Source organism: Halalkalibacter lacteus (genome assembly GCF_036663595.1).
Classification (GTDB): domain Bacteria; phylum Bacillota; class Bacilli; order Bacillales; family Bacillaceae_D; genus Halalkalibacter; species Halalkalibacter lacteus.
This window is the reverse complement of record NZ_JAWRVL010000005.1, coordinates 35,332-55,825: the sequence shown is the minus strand read 5'-3', so window position 1 is coordinate 55,825 and position 20,494 is coordinate 35,332. Positions and strand designations below refer to the sequence as shown.

17 protein-coding genes are annotated in these 20,494 nt (G+C 41.3%); 15 read left to right on the top strand and 2 right to left on the bottom strand.

Annotated elements, in window-relative coordinates; genetic code table 11:
• Nucleotides 1–97: 97 nt before the first annotated feature.
• Both SAZ04_RS05205 and SAZ04_RS05200 read left to right on the top strand, forming a co-directional pair.
• On the top strand, nucleotides 98–268 hold the full coding sequence (locus SAZ04_RS05205) for a XapX domain-containing protein (RefSeq protein ID WP_332692109.1): 171 nt from the start codon (nucleotides 98–100) through the stop codon (nucleotides 266–268).
• A 75-nt stretch (nucleotides 269–343) separates the two neighbouring features.
• On the top strand, nucleotides 344–1,120 hold the full coding sequence (locus tag SAZ04_RS05200; RefSeq protein WP_332692106.1) for an alpha/beta fold hydrolase: 777 nt from the start codon (nucleotides 344–346) through the stop codon (nucleotides 1,118–1,120).
• Nucleotides 1,121–1,237: 117 nt separating this feature from the next.
• Here SAZ04_RS05200 and cls read toward each other — a convergent pair whose 3' ends face one another.
• On the bottom strand, nucleotides 1,238–2,434 hold the full coding sequence (cls, locus tag SAZ04_RS05195) for a cardiolipin synthase (RefSeq protein WP_332692103.1): 1,197 nt from the start codon (nucleotides 2,432–2,434) through the stop codon (nucleotides 1,238–1,240).
• 185 nt (nucleotides 2,435–2,619) lie between these two features.
• On the opposite strand from cls, the gene SAZ04_RS05190 reads away from it, so the two are divergent.
• From SAZ04_RS05190 to SAZ04_RS05145, 10 genes are all read left to right on the top strand, one after another.
• Complete coding sequence (locus tag SAZ04_RS05190) at nucleotides 2,620–4,722, top strand: heterodisulfide reductase-related iron-sulfur binding cluster (RefSeq protein WP_332692100.1); 2,103 nt, start codon at nucleotides 2,620–2,622, stop codon at nucleotides 4,720–4,722.
• A 197-nt stretch (nucleotides 4,723–4,919) separates the two neighbouring features.
• Nucleotides 4,920–6,095: an acetyl-CoA C-acetyltransferase gene (locus tag SAZ04_RS05185; RefSeq protein WP_332692097.1), complete on the top strand. Its 1,176-nt coding sequence runs from the start codon at nucleotides 4,920–4,922 to the stop codon at nucleotides 6,093–6,095.
• A gap of 70 nt (nucleotides 6,096–6,165) precedes the next feature.
• A complete protein-coding gene (locus SAZ04_RS05180; RefSeq protein ID WP_332692094.1) occupies nucleotides 6,166–7,014 on the top strand; it encodes a 3-hydroxybutyryl-CoA dehydrogenase in 849 nt (282 codons plus the stop codon).
• Between the two features lie 33 nt (nucleotides 7,015–7,047).
• On the top strand, nucleotides 7,048–8,187 hold the full coding sequence (locus tag SAZ04_RS05175; RefSeq protein ID WP_332692091.1) for an acyl-CoA dehydrogenase: 1,140 nt from the start codon (nucleotides 7,048–7,050) through the stop codon (nucleotides 8,185–8,187).
• Between the two features lie 23 nt (nucleotides 8,188–8,210).
• Nucleotides 8,211–9,353 carry an acyl-CoA dehydrogenase gene (locus tag SAZ04_RS05170; protein ID WP_332692088.1) on the top strand — a complete coding sequence of 381 codons (1,143 nt, stop codon included), beginning with the start codon at nucleotides 8,211–8,213 and terminating at the stop codon, nucleotides 9,351–9,353.
• 289 nt (nucleotides 9,354–9,642) lie between these two features.
• A complete protein-coding gene (locus SAZ04_RS05165; RefSeq protein WP_332692447.1) occupies nucleotides 9,643–10,245 on the top strand; it encodes a TetR/AcrR family transcriptional regulator in 603 nt (200 codons plus the stop codon).
• 13 nt (nucleotides 10,246–10,258) lie between these two features.
• Nucleotides 10,259–13,522: a fused isobutyryl-CoA mutase/GTPase IcmF gene (gene icmF, locus SAZ04_RS05160; RefSeq protein ID WP_332692085.1), complete on the top strand. Its 3,264-nt coding sequence runs from the start codon at nucleotides 10,259–10,261 to the stop codon at nucleotides 13,520–13,522.
• 234 nt (nucleotides 13,523–13,756) lie between these two features.
• A complete protein-coding gene (rpoE, locus tag SAZ04_RS05155) occupies nucleotides 13,757–14,290 on the top strand; it encodes a DNA-directed RNA polymerase subunit delta (protein ID WP_332692082.1) in 534 nt (177 codons plus the stop codon).
• Nucleotides 14,291–14,622: 332 nt separating this feature from the next.
• Nucleotides 14,623–16,224, top strand: coding sequence for a CTP synthase (gene pyrG / locus SAZ04_RS05150; protein WP_332692079.1), 1,602 nt, complete (start codon nucleotides 14,623–14,625; stop codon nucleotides 16,222–16,224).
• Between the two features lie 228 nt (nucleotides 16,225–16,452).
• Nucleotides 16,453–17,046, top strand: coding sequence for a CBO0543 family protein (locus tag SAZ04_RS05145; RefSeq protein WP_332692076.1), 594 nt, complete (start codon nucleotides 16,453–16,455; stop codon nucleotides 17,044–17,046).
• 123 nt (nucleotides 17,047–17,169) lie between these two features.
• Here SAZ04_RS05145 and SAZ04_RS05140 read toward each other — a convergent pair whose 3' ends face one another.
• Complete coding sequence (locus SAZ04_RS05140; RefSeq protein ID WP_332692072.1) at nucleotides 17,170–17,694, bottom strand: DUF2529 family protein; 525 nt, start codon at nucleotides 17,692–17,694, stop codon at nucleotides 17,170–17,172.
• A gap of 253 nt (nucleotides 17,695–17,947) precedes the next feature.
• Between SAZ04_RS05140 and SAZ04_RS05135 the strand changes: the two genes are divergently transcribed.
• The 3 genes from SAZ04_RS05135 (at nucleotide 17,948) to fsa (ending at nucleotide 20,211) form a co-directional block, all read left to right on the top strand.
• On the top strand, nucleotides 17,948–18,313 hold the full coding sequence (locus SAZ04_RS05135; protein ID WP_332692441.1) for a response regulator: 366 nt from the start codon (nucleotides 17,948–17,950) through the stop codon (nucleotides 18,311–18,313).
• Between the two features lie 261 nt (nucleotides 18,314–18,574).
• Complete coding sequence (gene fba / locus SAZ04_RS05130; RefSeq protein WP_332692069.1) at nucleotides 18,575–19,438, top strand: class II fructose-1,6-bisphosphate aldolase; 864 nt, start codon at nucleotides 18,575–18,577, stop codon at nucleotides 19,436–19,438.
• A gap of 131 nt (nucleotides 19,439–19,569) precedes the next feature.
• Nucleotides 19,570–20,211: a fructose-6-phosphate aldolase gene (fsa, locus tag SAZ04_RS05125; RefSeq protein WP_332692066.1), complete on the top strand. Its 642-nt coding sequence runs from the start codon at nucleotides 19,570–19,572 to the stop codon at nucleotides 20,209–20,211.
• Nucleotides 20,212–20,494 lie beyond the last annotated feature (283 nt).

Sequence of the window (20,494 nt, the reverse complement as noted above, 5' to 3'; positions counted from 1 at the left end):
TTTGAACAGCACCCTCATAGAGATTATTTGGTAGACGCCCAAATCGAATAAACGAAGTCATTTCACACATAGTAAAGGTAAGAAAGAAGGGATAATCATGCAAGAAATTGTTCTCGCCTTTATTGCAGGTCTTGTTGTTGGTTTTTTCTTTGCTCTTATTAAGTTACCCATTCCAGCTCCACCAGCACTTGCAGGGGTTATGGGGATCTTTGGGGTCTATACAGGCTATAAAATTTTTCATTGGCTTCTTCCGTTTATTCAATCATAGAACAGCCTCGAAGCTGCGTACGAATCCAGTGCATCCATTTTGAACTCTCTACAGTAAGAAAGGAGGCAGAAGAATTTGCCGTATTTAAAAGTAGACGATGCTCATTTCTATTACGAAGTTCACGGAAGGGGAACGCCAATTCTTTTCTTTCACCCACCCGTTATGGGAATAGAAACATTTCAGTACCAACGAGCTTTAGCAGAGGAGTATCAACTCATTTTTCTTGACTTAACGGACAGTGGGCGTAGCGCAAAACGAGCTCCACAAACATCAGTAACAGACTTCGCTACATTAGCTCATTCTCTCATAAAAAAATTAAACGTAACGTCTGTCATTGTATGTGGGTATTCAAATGGTGGATCGACGGCACAAGAATTTGCGCTTTTGTATCCAGAAGTAACAAAAGGAGTTATTTTAATTGGTGGTTTTCCAGAAGTATCTTCCCTTTTGCTAGAAAAAGAATTTGATCTAGGCATATGGGCTGCAAAAAATGGACTCATGAACCTTTTTTCATTTGTGTTACCAACTGCCCATTTTCGTTCTGAAAAAGATAGAAAGAAAATGGAATTCTTTATCAGAAGAGGAGACGCGGTAACTTTACAGAAAATATACGAACAAGGTAAGCGATATGCTTCAACTGATCGGTTAAAACAGATAACAGTCCCCGTTCTCTTAATTTACGGTAAGCGTGACGCTGTTGCTCCTTTATATACGCTCATGTTTTATGCTGAGTTAAAAGAACTTGATGTTGTTTTTGTTGAGGGAGTCGCGCATCAAGTACCGACAAAACGACCAGGTCAATGCAACGTGATTATCGATAGTTGGATCAAACGAAAAATAGAAAGGGTCTGACCTCCTAATGTAATTTGGGGGTCAGACCCTTTTAGGGGCTTAAAACCAAGGCAGCGGCTCCGCTCATTGCGTAGAGTTTGATCAAAAAGGAGAAGATCATTCCTTTTTGATCAAACTCTACAACAGACCAGATATAAGTGTGGCGACTTTTTCTTTCCCTTTTTGAGAAAGCGGTCTTTTTTGGTAGGCTTCTAGTGTTAAGCGTTCTGAAATAGAAATATCATGTTCCATTTCACGTATAGCTTGTTGGATAAAGTCGCTATCGTAAATGAGGCAGTTAATTTCATGGTTAATGTGAAAGCTTCTTTGGTCACAGTTTGCTGTACCGATATCACATACTTGATCGTCAATCACAAGCACTTTAGCATGAAAGAACCCGCGATAATACTGATACACGGAAACCCCGGTTTTTAATAGGGGCTCAAAGTAAGGAAACGCTGCTTCTTTTACAAGTGGGTGATCCCCTTTTTTCGGGACAATCAACTTAACATCAACCCCTCTTTCAGATGCGGCGATTAATTCTTTTTGTAGTGCTTTGCCAGGAATATAATAAGGGGTCCCAATGATAATGCTTTCTTTTGCTTGTTTTATTAAATCGATAAATGTCTCTTCCAGATAGACTCCATCAGTTGGGAGAATACGTAGTGGAATCGGCCCTTTTTTTAAGGGAGGATAATGATTTTCTGTTACCATACATGTTTGCTTAGCTGTTTGCCAATCCTCTATAAATTGCTCTTGTATATCTTGTACACCGTCGCCATCTAGCCTTAGGTGGAAATCACGCCAAGGACCAAACTTCGGATCTCTACCTAAATATTCATCTCCGACATTGTATCCACCGATGTAACCAATTTTTCCGTCCATAATGGCTAATTTGCGATGGTTTCTCCGGTTAAGTGTAAAAAAGAGATACGGCAACGAAATTGGGTGTGAATAGGCAAAATATACCCCTGCTTTTTTTAATTGCTTCAGTTGCTTTTTTGGAATATGACTTCCTAACTTATCAACAAGAAGACGAACGGTAACCCCTTCTTTTGCTTTCCCTTCTAATATTTTTAACATTTTTTCGCTAATATGATCATCTTTTATAATGTAAAAGAGTAAATGCACATGATTTGTAGCTTGTTCAATGTCAGCAAACAAGCGTTTATAAAAGTCATCGCCTGTAGGTAGTAATGTTACATCACTGTACCTCGTTTTCTGGACATGACGAGTTGCTTCTTTTCGTTGCTGTGTAAGTCCTAAGACAAAGTCAATTCGTAACCATGCAAGAATCGCAATTACGATGATAATGGTCATAATCCATCCAGTCATAGCATAACCTTCTTTCTACTAGAGTCCTGTGTTTAGCATTTGCTTATTATGGGCAAATCATGAAAAAAAAATTAAAATAAAAAATGAATGATCATTCATTTGAGGTGTGCTATACTAATTTTATAAAAATTCTGAATATATAATACAGGAACAGAAATGTGTACAGAGGAAAGGGGACAGCATTTATGGGAGCGTTGACATTGATTAACTGGATCATGTTTCTACTTGTTACGAGCTATGCAGTTTACTTGTTTGTAACACTAGTTAAGACGAGGTATGCTTACATCAAGTTAGGCAAGAAGGCGGAATTTAATCATACGATGAAAGAACGTTTTAATGAAGTATGGGTCAATGTCTTTGCCCAAAAGAAACTGATGAAAGATAAGAAAAGTGGCATCATTCATCTCATGTTCTTTTATGGCTTTTTGCTTGTTCAATTAGGGGCCATCGATTTAATTTGGAAAGGGTTAGCGACGGGTTCCCATTTGCCGCTTGGACCTGTGTACCCGTTCTTCACCTTTTTCCAGGAAATTGTTGTACTCATGATTTTAGTCGCTGTCGTTTGGGCCTTTCACCGCCGTTATATTGAAAAGCTTGTTCGCTTAAAACGTGGCTTTAAAGCTGGGTTAGTTCTAATCTTTATCGGGGGATTGATGACGTCCAAGCTTTTAGCAAAAGGAATGGAAATGATCTGGATAGAAAAATCGTTAAGTGGGTTTGAACCAATTGCATCAGGGATTGCGGCTGTGTTTAGCTTTGTCCCTCCAGTTGTTGCAGGCGGATTATTCTTTCTATTTTGGTGGATGCATTTATTGTTTCTGTTAACATTCCTCGTTTACGTCCCGCAATCCAAGCACGCACATTTACTCGCCGGACCAGCGAATGTCTTTTTAGGGCGTACACATAAGGTCGGTCAATTAGCGTCGATTAATTTTGAAGATGAAGAACAAGAAGTATTTGGCGTCAATAAAATTGAAGATTTTAATCAAAAGCAATTGCTTGATTTATATGCCTGTGTCGAGTGTGGACGCTGTACAAATATGTGCCCGGCAACTGGAACGGGAAAAATGCTTTCTCCGATGGACTTAATTGTGAAAATGCGTGACCATTTAACGGAAAAGGGCGCAGCTGTTACGTCAAAGTCCGCGTGGCTTCCGGAATTTGCTTTTTCAAAAACGAAAGCCAATCAACTGGCTATGCAAGGAGCAAGCGGACAGGAAGTTGCTGCTGGCTATGATGTTAGCTTAGTTGGTGATGTCATTACTGAGGAGGAAATCTGGGCCTGTACGACGTGCCGAAACTGTGAAGATCAATGTCCAGTCATGAATGAACATGTTGATAAAATTATTGATCTGCGCCGCTATCTCGTTTTAACCGAAGGGAAAATGGATGCAGACGCAAAGCGCGCGATGACTAATATTGAGCGCCAAGGCAATCCGTGGGGCATTAGTAGAAAAGAACGAGAGAATTGGCGTGAGGGGCGTGATAATATTCATGTTCCAACTGTAAAGGAAATGGAGAAAGCAGGGGTGGAATTTGAATTTCTATTCTTTGCTGGTTCAATGGGTTCCTACGATAAGCGTAGCCAAAAAATTGCTCAATCATTTGCAAAAGTGATGAACGAGGCAGGAGTCACATTTGCGATCATCGGGAACAAAGAAAAGAACTCAGGCGATACGCCACGCCGTCTTGGCAATGAATTTTTATTCCAAGAGCTTGCAGCAGCGAACATTGAACTGTTTCAAAAGCACAACATTAAAAAGATCGTGACGATTGATCCTCATGCGTATAACACATTTAAAAATGAGTATCCTGAATTTGGTCTTGAAGGCGTCGAAGTGTACCACCACACCGAATTGTTAGCCGAATTGATCAAAAGTGGACGAATCAAACCAAAGTATGAAGTGAACGAAAAAATTGTCTATCATGATTCTTGTTATCTTGGCCGCTACAACGAAGTCTATGAGCCTCCACGCGCGATTTTACGAGCGATTCCAGGAATTGAAATCGTAGAAATGAAGCGGAATCGCACCGACAGCATGTGCTGTGGGGCAGGCGGCGGGTTGATGTGGATGGAAGAAGATACAGGCCAGCGCGTCAATGTTGTCCGAACAGAGCAAGCGCTTGAAGTTAAGCCTTCCGTGATCGGAAGTGGCTGTCCGTATTGCTTAACGATGCTAAGTGATGGAACGAAGGCAAAAGAAGTGGAAGAAGACGTTCAAACACTGGATTTAGTTGAAATTTTAGAAAAATCGCTGATTGAGCAGGAAAACAAAGCTGTTTACTAGAATAAAAAAGAAAAGGCTTTCATAAAATAAGTAAAAGAATACATGAGCGGATTGAGGAATGTTCGAAGAGGGTGCGCTGCCCCTTTTCTACAAAAGCGACTAAAAAATCGAGCTGTTTTGCAGATGATTTTAGTCGCTTTTTCCATCTATTGAGTTGAGTGAGCGTTCGCTCAGTCTGGAAGTGGAGGGAGAAACGAATGAGAACAGTGATTGTAAGTGGTGCTAGAACCCCGTTTACCAAATATGGAAGTGTGCTACGTCCCTTGAGCGCTAGTGAGCTTGGAGGCTATGTGATTAAAGAAGCACTAAGGAGGGCGAATGTTCCGAGCGGGCAAGTCGATGACGTGATTATGGGACATGTGTTGCAGGCAGGACAAGGACAAATTCCATCGCGTCAAGCAGCACACTATGCTGGCTTGCCTTGGACAGTTAGAACCGAAACGATTAACAAAGTATGTGCTTCAGGAATGAGAAGTGTCACGATGGCTGATCGGATGATTCGCCTGCAAGAGGCGGACGTGATTGTCGCTGGTGGGATGGAGTCGATGAGTAACGCTCCGTATTATCTTCCAAGTGCAAGATGGGGACAAAGAATGGGCAATGGAGAGCTGATTGACGGCATGATACATGACGGGTTAACATGCTCGTTCCGCGGTGTTCATATGGGCACATATGGAAGTGATGTTGCTCGGGAATTAGGGATTTCAAGAGAAGAACAAGACCGCTGGGCCTATGAAAGTCACAAAAAAGCAATGGACGCGATTGAATCTAGGAAACTAGCAGAAGAAATTGTTGCGGTGCCTGTCCCCCAACGAAAAGGCGATGATTTAATTGTGCAAACCGATGAAGCTCCACGAAAAGATACATCAGTCGAAACGTTAACGAAACTAAAACCGGTCTTTTCTCAAGATGGAACGATTACAGCTGGAAATGCTCCAGGAATCAATGACGGAGCAGCTGCACTCGTCCTCATGTCTGAGGAAAAAGCAAAAGAGCAAAGACTCACGCCGCTTGCAACGATTGTCGCGCATACCGCAATGGCGACAAAACCAGAGGATTTTCCGAAAACACCAGGTCTTGTTATCAACCAACTACTTGAAAAAGCGAATCGACGTGCTGACGATATTGATTTGTTTGAGATCAACGAAGCATTTGCAGCCGTTGCCCTTGCTAGTAAGCAAATTGCTGGACTTGATCTAAACATTATCAATGTCAACGGCGGAGCAGTCGCTCTTGGTCATCCAATTGGCGCAAGTGGAACTAGAATCATTTTAACGCTTGCCTATGAACTAAAAAGACGAGGGGGAGGCTTAGGGATTGCCGCGATTTGCAGTGGTGGAGGTCAGGGAGATGCCATTTTGATTGAGGTGTAGTCACGAACTTATAGATGTACGAATGAAATTTAGCTAGTTCATTTTAAAACAAAGTAGGGGAGGTTTTTTTATGAAAGTAAAAAAAGTGATGGTCATTGGAGCAGGGCAAATGGGTTCAGGCATTGCACAAGTGCACGCGATGGCAGGAATTGAAGTGATTCTTCATGATGTAAATGAAGAGGCCGCCGAGCGAGGATTTAAAATGATTTTGAAAAACCTTTCGCGCCAGGTCGAAAAAGGTCGGATAACCGAAGTTGATAAAGCCATCATTATCAATCGAATTGAACGTTCGACTGACTTGGAATATGCACGAGATGTTGACATGGTCATTGAAGCAGCTGTTGAGAACATCGAAGTGAAATCGTCATTATTTGCTGAGCTTGACACGATTGCACGAGCTGAGGCGATTTTAGCAACAAATACGTCGGCGTTGTCCATTACTGAAGTTGCTGCAGCAACTTCTAGACCAGAGCAAGTCATTGGCATGCATTTTATGAATCCGGTACCTGTCATGAAGCTTGTTGAGATTATTCGCGGTCTCGCAACAACTGATGACGTATATGAAACGGTTGTTGCGTTGGCGCATAGGCTTTGCAAAACACCAGTAGAAGTCAATGACTTTCCAGGCTTTGTCTCCAATCGCATTTTAATGCCGATGATTAACGAAGCCATTTTTACTGTGTACGAAGGAGTTGCCACACCAGAGGCGGTTGATGAAGTGATGAAACGTGGCATGAACCATCCAATGGGTCCGCTCACATTAGCTGATTTCATTGGCCTTGACACATGTCTCTATATTATGGAGACGTTACACGCAGGGTTTGGCGATGACAAATACCGCCCATGTCCACTTCTTCGCAAATACGTCAAAGCCGGCTGGCTCGGCAAAAAAACAGGCCGCGGCTTTTATCAGTATTGAGTGGGGTCTGCCCCCTATAAGGAGGTGCAAGGGATGAACTTGCGATTTACAAATGAACAGGCCATGATGCAAAAAATGGTGCGGGCGTTTGCGAAAGAGAGAATCACTCCATTTATTTGCGAGATGGAGCAGCATGAAACGTTTCCAAGAGAGATTATCAAAAAAATGAGTGAGCTTGGCCTGATGGGCATTCCAATACCAGAAAAGTATGGCGGAGCAGAAATGGACTTTACCTCCTATATTATCGCGATCCATGAGCTGTCAAAAGTAAGTGCAACCGTCGGTGTGATTTTATCGGTTCATACATCGGTTGGCACAAACCCGATTCTTTATTTTGGAACGGACGAACAAAAGAAAAAATATGTAACGAAATTAGCGACCGGTGCCTTTTTAGGAGCTTTCGGTTTAACGGAACCAGGTGCCGGGTCAGATGCCGCTGCTTTAAAAACAACAGCCGCCAAAATCGGAAACAATTATAAATTAACAGGATCAAAAGTGTTTATTACAAACGGAGGAGAAGCAGATACGTATATTGTCTTTGCATCCACGTCTTTCGGAACAGGAGCGAAGGGGATATCGGCGTTTATCGTTGAGAAGGATACGCCTGGTTTTACAATCGGAAAAAAAGAAAAAAAAATGGGCTTGCACGGCTCAAACACAACAGAGCTTATTTTTGAAGAGGCACTCGTACGAAAAGAAAACCTTCTTGGCCAAGAAGGAGATGGTTTTAAAATTGCGATGGCGAACCTCGATTTCGGAAGAATTGGTATTGCCGCACAAGCGTTAGGCATTGCTGAAGCAGCTCTTGAAGCGGCTGTTGCTTATGCAAAAGAGAGGAAACAATTTGGCAAAGCAATCGGATCTCAGCAAGGGATTGCGTTTAAGCTCGCGGACATGGCAACGAAAGTCGAGGCAGCGAAATTGTTAACATACCGGGCAGCAAACTTAAAAGACAACGGGATGCGTTGTGGTCATGAAGCATCAATGGCCAAACTTTATGCGTCTAAAGCAGCCGTGGAAGTTGCAATTGAAGCGGTGCAAGTGTTTGGCGGCTATGGCTATACAACGGACTATCCGGTTGAACGCTATTTCCGTGATGCGAAAGTATGTGAAATCTATGAGGGTACGAGTGAAATTCAACGAATGGTCATTAGCAAACAGTTATTGAGTTAGATGCTGGCATAGGGGGGGACACGATGAATTTTTTATTAACGGAAGAGCAAGAGATGATTCGAAAAATGGTGCGGAATTTTGCTGCAAAAGAAGTAGCACCAACGGCAGCCGAGCGAGATGAAGAAGAACGGTTTGACCGCGTGATTTTTGACAAGATGGCTGAACTCGGCTTAGCGGGAATTCCGTGGCCAGAAGAGTACGGTGGAATTGGTGCTGACTATATGAGCTATGTCATAGCTGTAGAGGAATTATCACGCATTTGCGCCTCAACTGGGGTAACACTATCAGCGCATACCTCTCTTGCTGGCTGGCCGATTTATAAGTTTGGGAGTGAGGAGCAAAAGCAAACGTATTTGCGCGCCTTAGCAGAAGGAACAAAGATCGGAGCATATGGTTTAACAGAACCAGGTTCAGGATCTGATGCTGCAGCAATGAAGACAACCGCTGTGTTAGACGGTAATCATTACATCCTAAATGGGGCAAAAATTTTTATTACAAATGGCGGGATAGCCGATATTTATGTTGTGTTTGCAGTCACCGACCCAAATTTACGTCATAAAGGGGTCACTGCGTTTATTGTCGATAGCGATACTTCGGGATTTTCTGTCGGAAAGAAAGAAAAAAAATTAGGAATCCGCTCATCCCCAACGACAGAAATCATTTTCGAAGATTGCCGCGTACCGAAAGAGAACCGACTCGGTGCTGAAGGAGAAGGATTCAAAATTGCAATGATGACACTCGATGGTGGTAGAAATGGCATTGCTGCACAAGCAGTCGGAATTGCCCAAGGAGCATTGGATGCTGCCATTGACTATGCAAAAGCACGTAAGCAGTTCGGCAAAACAATTGGTGCGCAGCAAGGCATTGCGTTTAAGCTTGCTGATATGGCAACGAAAATCGAAGCGAGCCGCCTGCTTACCTACCAAGCAGCCTGGAAGGAAAGCGAGGGCTTTTCTTACGGGAAGGAATCAGCCATGTCGAAGCTTCTTGCAGGTGACACAGCAATGGAAGTCACGGTAGAAGCAGTTCAAGTATTCGGTGGATATGGCTATACGAAAGAATACCCGGTCGAACGCTATATGCGCGATGCAAAGATTACGCAAATTTATGAAGGGACCAATGAGATTCAGAGATTAGTGATTTCGAAGATGCTGTTGGCTGATTAGAGGAAGGCTTTGCTTAGGGATAGTATTCGAGACGATAATAGGAGTTGGGCGAGCGTTTGACCGGAAAAGAAAGAGTTAGGCAGGAATCCGAGAGAGAAAGACCGAAAAAGAGCTGGAAAGACCGAAAAAAGCAATCAATCGACCGGAATCACCTCCGTAACGACGCCAACCATCCTCCCCCTTCCTCAAAACTCACATTTTCATGTGGTGCATTTTCCCAAAGTCTAGTATGCTATAAGCAAAAGTAAGAGGAAGTAGGTTGGCAGAATTGAAGAAATCCGTTCCATCAATGGTCAAAGACCCAGAGTTAATTAAAAAGCGTCGCGAGCAAATGGTAAAGGGAGCTGTCCGCTTATTTATTGAAAAAGGATTCCACCGTACAACGACGAGAGAAATTGCCAAAGAGTCGGGATTTAGCATTGGAACGCTCTATGAGTACATTCGGTCGAAGGAAGATGTGCTGTACCTTGTTTGTGATGCGATTTATGAGGAAGTGCGAGATCGTCTCGCGTATCAATTAAATACGAATACAGAAGGCATTGAAAGATTGAAAAAGGCGATTGCTGCTTATTTTCAAGTGATTCATGATATGCAGGATGAAGTGCTGGTCATGTATCAAGAAGCGAAATCGCTCCCAAAAGAGGCTCTGGCGTATGTGCTTCAAAAAGAAGTCGAAATGACGGAGATGATTGAGAACGTCCTCCGTGACTGTATGAAAGAAAATGTGATTCACATCCAAGAAAATCAAATCAACTTAGTAGCTCATAATATTCTTGTACAAGGACATATGTGGACGTTTAGAAGATGGTCCATTCAGAAGCATTATAGTTTAGAAGAGTATACGAACTTACAAATAGAGCAGTTGCTTCAAGGAGTTAGTCGTCCGAATTAAGGGGGGAAGAAGCATGACAGAACAGGCAATCTATCGTCCGAAACATCATGTTCGCTTTGTGACCGCTTCGAGTTTGTTTGATGGTCATGATGCATCCATTAACATTATGAGGCGGATTCTGCAGGCGAGCGGTGCTGAGGTGATTCACCTTGGGCATAATCGCTCTGTCGAAGAAATTGTAAACGCTTCCATACAAGAGGATGTCCAAGGCATTGCGATATCTTCTTATCAAGGTGGACATGTAGAATTTTTTAAATATTGTTATGATCTTTTGCAAGAAAAAGGGGCAGGACATATTCGCATTTACGGTGGAGGGGGCGGCGTGATTACCCCACCTGAAAGAAACGAACTTCATCAGTACGGCATTGCACGAATCTTCTCCCCTGAAGATGGGCGCAAGCACGGGCTTCAAGGCATGATTGATCAAATGATGAGAGACTGTGATTTTGCAACGGTTGAGTATATAAAAGAAGAAGTGGAGCAATTAAAAGACAAGAATAGCCGAGCGGTCGCACGCTGTATTACGATGGCAGAGCACTTTGTAGAAGCGAACAAAGAGATTGCAACAACTCTTGAGAGCACGTTAACAAAGATAAAAAAGATGTCATCTGCTTCGTCGGTACTTGGAATTACCGGAACAGGTGGAGCGGGGAAAAGCTCGTTAACGGATGAACTGGTTCGCAGATTTCTCTTTGAGTTTGGTGAGAAAACAGTTGCGATTCTCTCAATAGATCCAACGAAGAAAAAAACAGGTGGGGCGCTTCTTGGCGATCGAATTCGGATGAATGCCATTCACCATCCACGTGTATTTATGCGTAGTCTGGCAACACGTGGGTCAAAAACGGAAATGTCAGCTAGTATTTATGAGACGTTAGCTGTCGTAAAGGCAGCAGGCTATGATTTGATCATTATCGAGACGAGTGGGATCGGGCAAGGCGATGCTGAGATCGCGAACGTTGCCGATCTATCCTTGTATGTGATGACGAGTGAGTACGGTGCGCCGTCTCAGCTGGAAAAAATTGATATGATCGATTTTGCTGATCTGATTGCGATTAATAAGTTTGACCGAAAAGGGTCAGAGGATGCACTTAGACATGTTCGTAAGCAATATCAGCGTAGTCACAATCGATTTGATGAACCACTTGAAGCGATGCCGGTATATGGGACGATTGCGAGTCAATTTCATGACCTTGGGACGAACACATTGTTTGCTGCGATCATTGATTTAGTTGCAAAGAAGTGTAAGAAAAACTGGAAAACGATGATTGAAACGAGCAACGAAGTGATCAAACAAAACATTATCATTCCGCCTGAACAAACGCAATATTTACGAGATATCGTCCAAACGATTCGCCAATATAAAAAAACAACCGATGAGCAAGCACAAGTCGCTCGCAAGCTTTTTCAACTAGCTGGCGCGATTGAAGCAGTCAATGAGCATGTCCCGGGCAATGAAGAGACGCTTAATCAGCTAAAAGAGATCAAACAACATTACGAAAAGCAGCTGTTCTCAAGCTCAAAAAACATATTAGAGAGCTGGAATGAGTTAAAAGCGGCATACAAACAAGATACATTGGTCACAAAAATTCGCGAGAAAGAAATCGTGACCGAACTTTCAACCGAAAGTTTATCAGGACTGAAAATTCCAAAAGTCGCGCTCCCGAAATTCAGCGATTGGGGGGATATCGTTAAATGGTCGATGGAAGAAAATGTCCCTGGCAGGTTTCCGTTTACTGCAGGTGTGTTTCGATTCAAACGAAAAGGTGAGGATCCAAAACGACAATTTGCTGGCGAGGGAACTCCTGAACGGACGAATCGCCGCTTTCATTATTTGTCAAAAGATGATGTGGCCAAGCGCTTAAGTACGGCGTTTGATTCGGTTACGTTATACGGAGAAGATCCAGATTATCGGCCCGATATTTATGGAAAAGTGGGCGAAAGCGGTGTGAGTATTTGTACACTTGATGATATGAAGAAGCTCTACGCTAGTTTTGATTTATGCGCACCGCTAACATCGGTGTCGATGACGATCAATGGACCCGCTCCGATTATTTTAGCGATGTTTATGAATACAGCCATTGATCAGCAACTAGAACGTTTTGAACAGGAACAAGGGCAGGAGCCATCTGATAAAGAACGAGAGATGATCAAGCAGAAGACACTGCAAGCAGTGCGAGGCACTGTTCAGGCTGATATTTTAAAAGAAGACCAAGGGCAAAATACATGCATTTTTTCAACAGAGTTTGCACTAAGAATGATGGGTGATATTCAACAATATTTTATTGATCATAATGTGCGAAATTATTATTCCGTTTCCATTTCTGGCTATCATATTGCTGAGGCTGGCGCTAATCCGATTTCGCAGCTGGCGTTTACACTCGCAAATGGCTTTACGTATGTCGAGTATTATTTAAGTCGCGGAATGGATATTAATCAGTTTGCTCCGAATTTATCGTTTTTCTTCAGTAACGGACTTGATCCGGAGTACACGGTGATTGGGCGCGTAGCAAGACGAATCTGGTCAACGGTCATGAAAGAAAAATACAAAGCGAATGAGCGAAGTCAAAAATTGAAATATCATATTCAAACGTCCGGCCGTTCTCTTCACGCGCAGGAAATTGATTTTAATGATATTCGAACGACGCTCCAAGCGCTGATGGCGATCTATGATAATTGCAATTCCCTTCATACAAATGCCTATGATGAGGCGATTACGACACCGACAGAGCAGTCCGTCCGTCGTGCGATGGCGATTCAAATGATTATTTCAAAAGAATTAGGGCTCGCGAAAAATGAAAATTCCTTGCAAGGCTCGTTTGTTATAGAAGAATTAACGAACCTTGTTGAAGAAGCTGTATTAAAGGAACTAGAACAAATCAATGATCGCGGTGGGGTGCTCGGAGCGATGGAAACGCAGTATCAACGAAGCAAAATCCAAGAGGAATCAATGTATTATGAAATGAAAAAACATACAGGTGATCTGCCGATTATCGGGGTAAATACGTATATGAACCCGAATCAGGAGATCGATTCAGAGTTCGAATTAGAACTAGCACGCGCAACGAAAGAAGAAAAAGAGCAGCAAATTGTAAACTTACGAATATTCCAAAAGCGTCATGAACAAAATGCGGGACCAGCGCTCGAGCGGTTACAAGAAGTAGCGATATTAGGAGGCAATGTCTTTGCCGAACTAATGGAAACGGTAAAAGTAGCAAGCTTAGGGCAAATAACAACTTCCCTCTATGAAGTAGGCGGACAATATCGCCGCAATATGTAAAAACAGGTGGGTTTTTGCCTTTTCAGTGGCTTCCTAGATTTGCCTGGGTGACTACTTTCTTCTTCCATGAACTAGCATAATCACCTGAAATGTGTTTATAATGAAAAGTATGCTTGAAAAGGATATTCGAAAAGGTCTAGAACGACTCTTTGACTTTCCTCTTTGAACAGATTTGTATTACCAACAACGATTGGACAAATAGATAGAAGATTGACTGAAAGGACGTGCCTTTTAATGAATTTACAAGAGATGACTAAAGCAGAAATACAAGAAGTATCGATGGTTGAGGTAGCGTTTGAAATTATGAAAAAAGAACGCACCCCATTTGATTATTATGATCTAGTTAAGCGAGTGGCAGAAGTAAAGGGAATGACAAAAAATGAAGTAAAAGAGAAAATTGCCAACCTTTATACAGATATGAACATTGACGGTAGATTCCATTCACTAGGGGACAACCGTTGGGGTTTAAAGAGTTGGTATCCATTAGAGCAATCAGAAGAAGAAATTACAACTCCTGTAAAAGTACGCAAAAAAACCAAAGCAAAAAAAGCTGATTTGGTTGCTGGCGTACTTGATGATGGCTTTGAAGATTATGAAGATGAGTATGAAGATCTTGAAGACGAGTTAGATGAAATTACGAATGACGATGATGACGATGATGATGATGATTTTGATGACAAGGAAGCGATTCCAGATCTTGGCGATGATGCAGACGATGCAGATGATACAGACGAAGATCTCGACGATGAGGACGAAGAATTAAAGTAGGATTTGAACTTGTTTTCAATGGATCAGTTTACCTAATCCTTTGGACGTTTATCCTCTTGACTTCTTTGTTTAATATAGGTAGAATCATTTAGGGCTTTGAAAATCAATTCATGATTATTTAAAACAAAAACAAAAGTGCGCCCCCTTCCTAGGGAGAGTTGTCACTTTTGTTTTTTTATTTTTATATAGCATACCCTATGTAGAGGTTGTTCAAAAAGGATGGCTTTCCCTTTTTGAACAACCTCCTCAGACAGCAATGAGCGTAGCATTGCAAACACCTTTTGAATACGCTCCATGAAGAATACTTTTATACAAGCAAGGGAGACGAAAAAATGGCGACAACTAAGTATATTTTTGTAACAGGTGGCGTTGTGTCATCACTTGGAAAAGGAATTACAGCTGCATCACTTGGACGATTACTAAAAAATCGTGGATTAAAAGTAACGATTCAAAAGTTTGACCCGTATATCAACGTAGACCCTGGAACGATGAGTCCATACCAGCACGGAGAAGTGTTCGTTACAGAAGATGGTGCGGAAACAGATTTAGACTTAGGGCATTATGAGCGTTTTATTGATATTAACCTTAGTCAAAATAGCAACGTGACAACAGGGAGAGTGTACTCAACTGTTCTGAAGAAAGAACGTCGCGGTGACTATTTAGGTGGAACGGTTCAAGTTATTCCACATGTGACAAACGAAATCAAAGAGCGTGTCTTTAGAGCTGGACGTGAGACAAGTGCAGACGTCGTTATTACTGAAATCGGTGGAACGGTTGGGGATATTGAGAGTTTGCCGTTTTTAGAAGCAATTCGTCAAATTAAAAGTGATGTTGGCTTTGATAATGTGATGTATGTTCACTGTACATTAATTCCATACCTAGCTGCAGCTGGTGAAATGAAATCAAAACCAACGCAACATAGCGTAAAAGAGCTACGTAGTCTTGGGATTCAACCGAATGTAATTGTCGTTCGTACAGAGAAGCCTGTTCCTCAAGAGATGAAGGAAAAGATTGCCCTATTCTGTGATATCGACAAAAATGCGGTAATTGAAGCACGCGATGCGGATACACTGTATCAAGTACCGCTAGATTTACAAGCTCAACATTTTGATAAAATTGTATGCAAACATTTGAAGCTTGAATGCAAAGAAGCAGAAATGACCGAGTGGACGGCTCTTGTTAATAAAGTTCAAAACTTATCTGGAAAAGTGTCGATTGCACTTGTCGGAAAATACGTAGCATTACAAGATGCGTATTTATCCGTAGCAGAGGCACTTCGTCATGCAGGCTATGCATTCGATGCTGATATTGATATTCAGTGGATTGATGCAGAACAAGTAACAGATGAAAATGTTGCGGAATTACTTAGCACAGCGGATGGAATCCTAGTCCCTGGCGGATTCGGTGATCGTGGTGTTGAAGGGAAAATTTCAGCAATTCGCTTCGCTCGTGAGAAGAAAGTACCGTTTTTAGGTATTTGCTTAGGAATGCAACTTGCTTCGATTGAGTATGCACGTAATGTTCTTGGTATGGAAGGTGCGCACTCAGCTGAGTTAAATCCAGAAACGCCATATCCGATCATTGATTTGTTGCCAGAACAAAAAGATGTGGAAGACATGGGAGGAACGCTTCGTCTTGGTTTAGCCCCTTGTAAGCTAATTGACGGAACGCTTGCGGCTGGTACGTATAGTGAGCAAATCGTCTATGAGCGCCACCGTCACCGTTATGAGTTCAACAATGAATACCGAGATCAAATGGAGAAGGCCGGTTTTATTTTCTCTGGGACAAGCCCAGACGGAAGATTGGTTGAGATCATTGAACTACAAGATCATCCGTATTTCATCGCATCTCAGTTCCACCCAGAATTCAGCTCAAGACCAACACGCCCACAACCACTATTTAAAGAGTTTGTTGGAGCATCATTGAAAAAATAGAAGAGAAGAAGCGCAATTTGCTTCTTCTCCTAGATTGTTTTATTCCTTTATATCGAAGTGAAGAATACAGCCAATTTAACGTTTAGCACACCAAATCAAACTGATATGGTGTGCTTTTTACTTGTTTTGGACAACATATTTACGTTCGCTTTTAGGCTATCTGAATAATTATTATTCAGATAGCCTAAAATATGGATGTAGTAGGCGCTGGTATAAAGGGGAGATTTGATGAAGCAACAGGAATTCATTGAGAATATTAATAAACTACAAACGAAAGTTAATCAGATGACTGACGAGTATTGGATACAGTTTTCGGATCTATCAACATGGCAATTTTGGTATCATTTAGCTTGGGTCATTATTCCTCTAGTCGTTTTATATCGTTACATTAGCAGAGAACGTTTTTTTGAGATTCTATTTTATGGATACACAATCCATGTGATTATTACGTATAACGATTCTTATCTAGTCAGATATGGTTATGTTGATCATCCTTACATGGTTATATCTCAATTTCCCTTCTCGTTTTCTGTAAATGCAGCGATTTTGCCCGTAGTTTATATGTTATTGTATCAGTACTGTACGGATCGAGAGAAAAATTTCTACTTATGGTCATTAGCTGTTAGTGCATTCGTCGGGTTGCTCTGGCTTGAGGTTCATAAGCAATTAAACTTATTTCAAATCAATGAGAAAATGAACATACTCCAATTACGTAATGAATTTTTAAACTTCTACATATTTCTAGGTAATTATCTCGTATCGATTATTGTCCTTTGGATAACAAAACTGTTCATATTTATTAAAAGAAACACTAAGAGATAATGAAAAAAGCAAAAACGCCAAACGCGACGTTTTTGCTTTTTTATAGATTGGATAATAAATCATTCGGATCAGACAGTGAAATTATTCACCGACTTCGAAACCCGTAATCATCATACTTGAAGGTTATTCATACTCGGATAAGAGCTCAGAAATAAGCAAAAATAAGCAATAATACGTATAAAGAGCTAACAGAGAAGCAGGATAGCCGATACGGTCACCTGAGTCTGTCGGAACAAGGCTGTTTTTTACATTAAGGTCGAGATGGATCCAGGCGTCATCGGTCCATTGTCTGCCTTCTGTATGTGTTGAGGTTATGGCGAGAATTGGAATATGCTGTTCTTCAAGCTTTTGGACAATGGCTACCATCTCTTCATCATTTGAATTTCGTGAAAGGAGAAGAACCCGATCTGTAGGATGAAGATCGACCATCTCACCATCCACCAAAAATAACGGCTTCACATTCTTAAGTTTTTCTTTTCCGTAAAGAGCTTCTGCAGTTACAGCAGCCATTTCCTCTTTGCCATATACATATATAGAGCCATCGCCAACGAGAGCTTGGCTGAGGAGTCGTGCAGCATCTTCCATCAAAAAGTCATCTAGTGTGTTGTTCATGAGGCCGGTTAGTTGGGTTGTGAATATTTTTTGCAAATGGAAACATCCTCTCTAAGACATACTAAGTAAGAGCATTATAACGTAGAAGGGAGATGATGAAAAAGCGAAACCATAAATAAATCGACATACTTAGACATCTTTGTCGGATATTGTTCAAAAATTGCGTGAAATTATAGGAGGATTTTAGAAGGAAATGACGAATTACTCTTGTTGTGTGAAAAGGGTGTGTCGTTTATCTTAACTAACTGTAAAAAATGAAATACACACTGAAAATGGGAGGAGTGACCTGATCGTGAAGAAAATTTTAGTTGTTGATGACCAATATGGAATTCGTGTCTTGCTTTGTGAAATTCTTCAAAAAGACGGTTACAAAATGCATGAAGCAGCAAATGGAGTCCAAGCTTTGAAAATTGTCGAGCAGGAAAATCCTGATCTTGTTTTGCTTGATATGAAAATTCCGGGAATGGACGGGCTTGAAATATTAAAACGTATTAAAGAAGATAATCCACAAGTTGATGTGATTATGATGACAGCTTATGGAGAACTGAATTTAATCAATGAAGCGATGAGCTTAGGGGCGATTACGCACTTTGCCAAGCCATTTGATATTGACGATATTAGAGAAGTGATCAAAAATAGTCTAGCCATTTCGTGAATGTGAAAAACTCACCCTAAATAAAACGCTTACTTGTAAAAACTTTTAGAATTCTGTCAGAAAAGCGTGAAATTTAAGCGATATATGCTATAATGAATTCGTTCAATAATAGAGCTTTTATAGATTTTGTTTTATTTGGCAAGAGACTATATACATAAGCAAGTTGGATATTTGCTCAGTTCTTAGGGTAACTTGTTAAATAGATATGGCGACGATTGTCGTAATCTATAGATTCGCTCTTACTATGAAGGAGGATGTACAATGCCTTTAGTATCAATGAAAGACATGCTTAACAAAGCAAAGGCGGAAAGTTATGCAGTGGGTCAATTCAATTTAAATAACCTTGAATTTACTCAAGCGATTTTACAAGCAGCTCAGGAAGAACAATCACCTGTTATTTTAGGTGTTTCTGAAGGTGCGGCTCGTTACATGGGTGGATTCAAAACAATTGTTGCAATCGTTGAGTCTCTTATGGAAGAGTACAAAGTAACAGTACCTGTTGCGATTCACCTAGATCACGGTTCAAGTTTTGAAAAGTGTGTTGAAGCGATTCATGCAGGATTTACTTCTGTTATGATTGATGGCTCTCACCATCCTTTAGAAGAAAACATTGCGATTACAAAACAAGTTGTTGCTGTTGCTCACGCTCTTGGCGTATCAGTTGAAGCAGAGCTTGGCCGTATCGGTGGACAAGAAGATGATCTTGTTGTTGATGATGCTGATGCAGCTTATGCAATCCCATCTGAGTGTAAAGAACTAGTTGAAGCAACTGGTGTAGATTGCTTTGCTCCAGCACTTGGTTCTGTACATGGTCCTTACAAAGGTGAACCAAATCTTGGTTTTGACCGTATGAAGGAAATTGACGAATTAGTTGGAATTCCACTTGTATTGCACGGTGGTACTGGTATCCCAACTGGCGATGTTCAAAAAGCGATTGCATTTGGACATGCGAAAATCAATGTAAACACAGAAAGCCAAATCTCTTCTGCGAAAGCAGTTCGTGAAACACTTGCTGCTAAGCCAGACGAATATGATCCTCGTAAATATTTAGGACCTGCTCGTGATGCGATTAAAGAAACAGTTAGCGGCAAGATGCGTGAATTTGGTTCTTCAAATAAAGCATAATTGAAAGTTCCATTAAAAGCAGTTCGTTTAGAACTGCTTTTAATGGCATTATTATATTTTTTTGGATACCGAATTCTGAAAATACTAAATTGTAAACGCTTCTATAAGTGAAAAGTAGGGAGATGAGAGAGATGAAATTTTTCATTGATACAGCAAATATAGAAGACATTAAAGAAGCAAAAGCACTAGGAGTTTTAGCGGGTGTGACGACAAATCCATCACTAGTTGCAAAAGAGGGCGTAGATTTCCATGACCGCCTCCGTGAAATCACAAACGTTGTGAAAGAAAACTCTGTAAGTGCAGAAGTCATTGCACTTGATGCTGAAGGAATGATTAAAGAAGGAAAAGAATTAGCAGCAATCGCTCCAAATATTACGGTGAAAGTTCCAATGACAACAGAAGGATTAAAAGCTGTACATGCGTTTTCAGAACTTGGAATTACAACGAATGTAACGCTTGTTTTTTCAGGTGTTCAAGCATTGCTTGCTGCAAGGGCAGGAGCAACGTATGTGTCTCCGTTCCTAGGTAGACTGGATGATATTGGTCAAAATGGTTTGGAATTAATTAATGAAATCGCTGAGATTTTTGAAATTCATGACATTCCTACAGAAATTATTGCAGCATCCGTTCGCCACCCTATACACGTAACAGAAGCTGCGCGCAGAGGCGCCCATATTGCGACGATTCCTTTTAATGTTATTAAACAATTAACAAAGCACCCACTAACAGATCAAGGCATTGAGAAATTTTTGGCTGACTGGAATAATCGTTAAAGAGCTTTTTGAAAAAGGTTCGGTTTTCAACCTTTTTCAAAAAGCTCGAAGCAATGAGTGAGCCATTGCAAGGTTTTAAGCCAGTGAGGAGTGGGCTTCTCCTCACTGGCGCGCAGTGAGTGAGCCATTGCTATTATATAAAAAAGGTTCGGTTTTTAACCTTTTTCAAAAAGCTCGAAGCAATGAGCGGAACAGCTAGCCAGGTTTAGTCAGTTAGGAGTGGGTACACTAACTGTAGCCATTGTATACTCTTTTTTGAGAGCATAAATACCCAAACCCATTC

Excerpts from the sequence above, each read along its gene's own strand:
- fba (WP_332692069.1), top strand. The coding sequence starts at position 18,575 with ATGCCTTTAGTATCAATGAAAGACATGCTTAACAAAGCAAAGGCGGAA.
- SAZ04_RS05180 (WP_332692094.1), top strand. The coding sequence starts at position 6,166 with ATGAAAGTAAAAAAAGTGATGGTCATTGGAGCAGGGCAAATGGGTTCA.
- fsa (WP_332692066.1), top strand. The coding sequence starts at position 19,570 with ATGAAATTTTTCATTGATACAGCAAATATAGAAGACATTAAAGAAGCA.
- rpoE (WP_332692082.1), top strand. The coding sequence starts at position 13,757 with ATGAATTTACAAGAGATGACTAAAGCAGAAATACAAGAAGTATCGATG.
- SAZ04_RS05190 (WP_332692100.1), top strand. The coding sequence starts at position 2,620 with ATGGGAGCGTTGACATTGATTAACTGGATCATGTTTCTACTTGTTACG.
- SAZ04_RS05205 (WP_332692109.1), top strand. The coding sequence starts at position 98 with ATGCAAGAAATTGTTCTCGCCTTTATTGCAGGTCTTGTTGTTGGTTTT.
- SAZ04_RS05175 (WP_332692091.1), top strand. The coding sequence starts at position 7,048 with ATGAACTTGCGATTTACAAATGAACAGGCCATGATGCAAAAAATGGTG.
- SAZ04_RS05170 (WP_332692088.1), top strand. The coding sequence starts at position 8,211 with ATGAATTTTTTATTAACGGAAGAGCAAGAGATGATTCGAAAAATGGTG.
- SAZ04_RS05145 (WP_332692076.1), top strand. The coding sequence starts at position 16,453 with ATGAAGCAACAGGAATTCATTGAGAATATTAATAAACTACAAACGAAA.
- icmF (WP_332692085.1), top strand. The coding sequence starts at position 10,259 with ATGACAGAACAGGCAATCTATCGTCCGAAACATCATGTTCGCTTTGTG.
- pyrG (WP_332692079.1), top strand. The coding sequence starts at position 14,623 with ATGGCGACAACTAAGTATATTTTTGTAACAGGTGGCGTTGTGTCATCA.
- SAZ04_RS05185 (WP_332692097.1), top strand. The coding sequence starts at position 4,920 with ATGAGAACAGTGATTGTAAGTGGTGCTAGAACCCCGTTTACCAAATAT.
- SAZ04_RS05165 (WP_332692447.1), top strand. The coding sequence starts at position 9,643 with ATGGTCAAAGACCCAGAGTTAATTAAAAAGCGTCGCGAGCAAATGGTA.
- cls (WP_332692103.1), bottom strand. The coding sequence starts at position 2,434 with ATGACTGGATGGATTATGACCATTATCATCGTAATTGCGATTCTTGCA.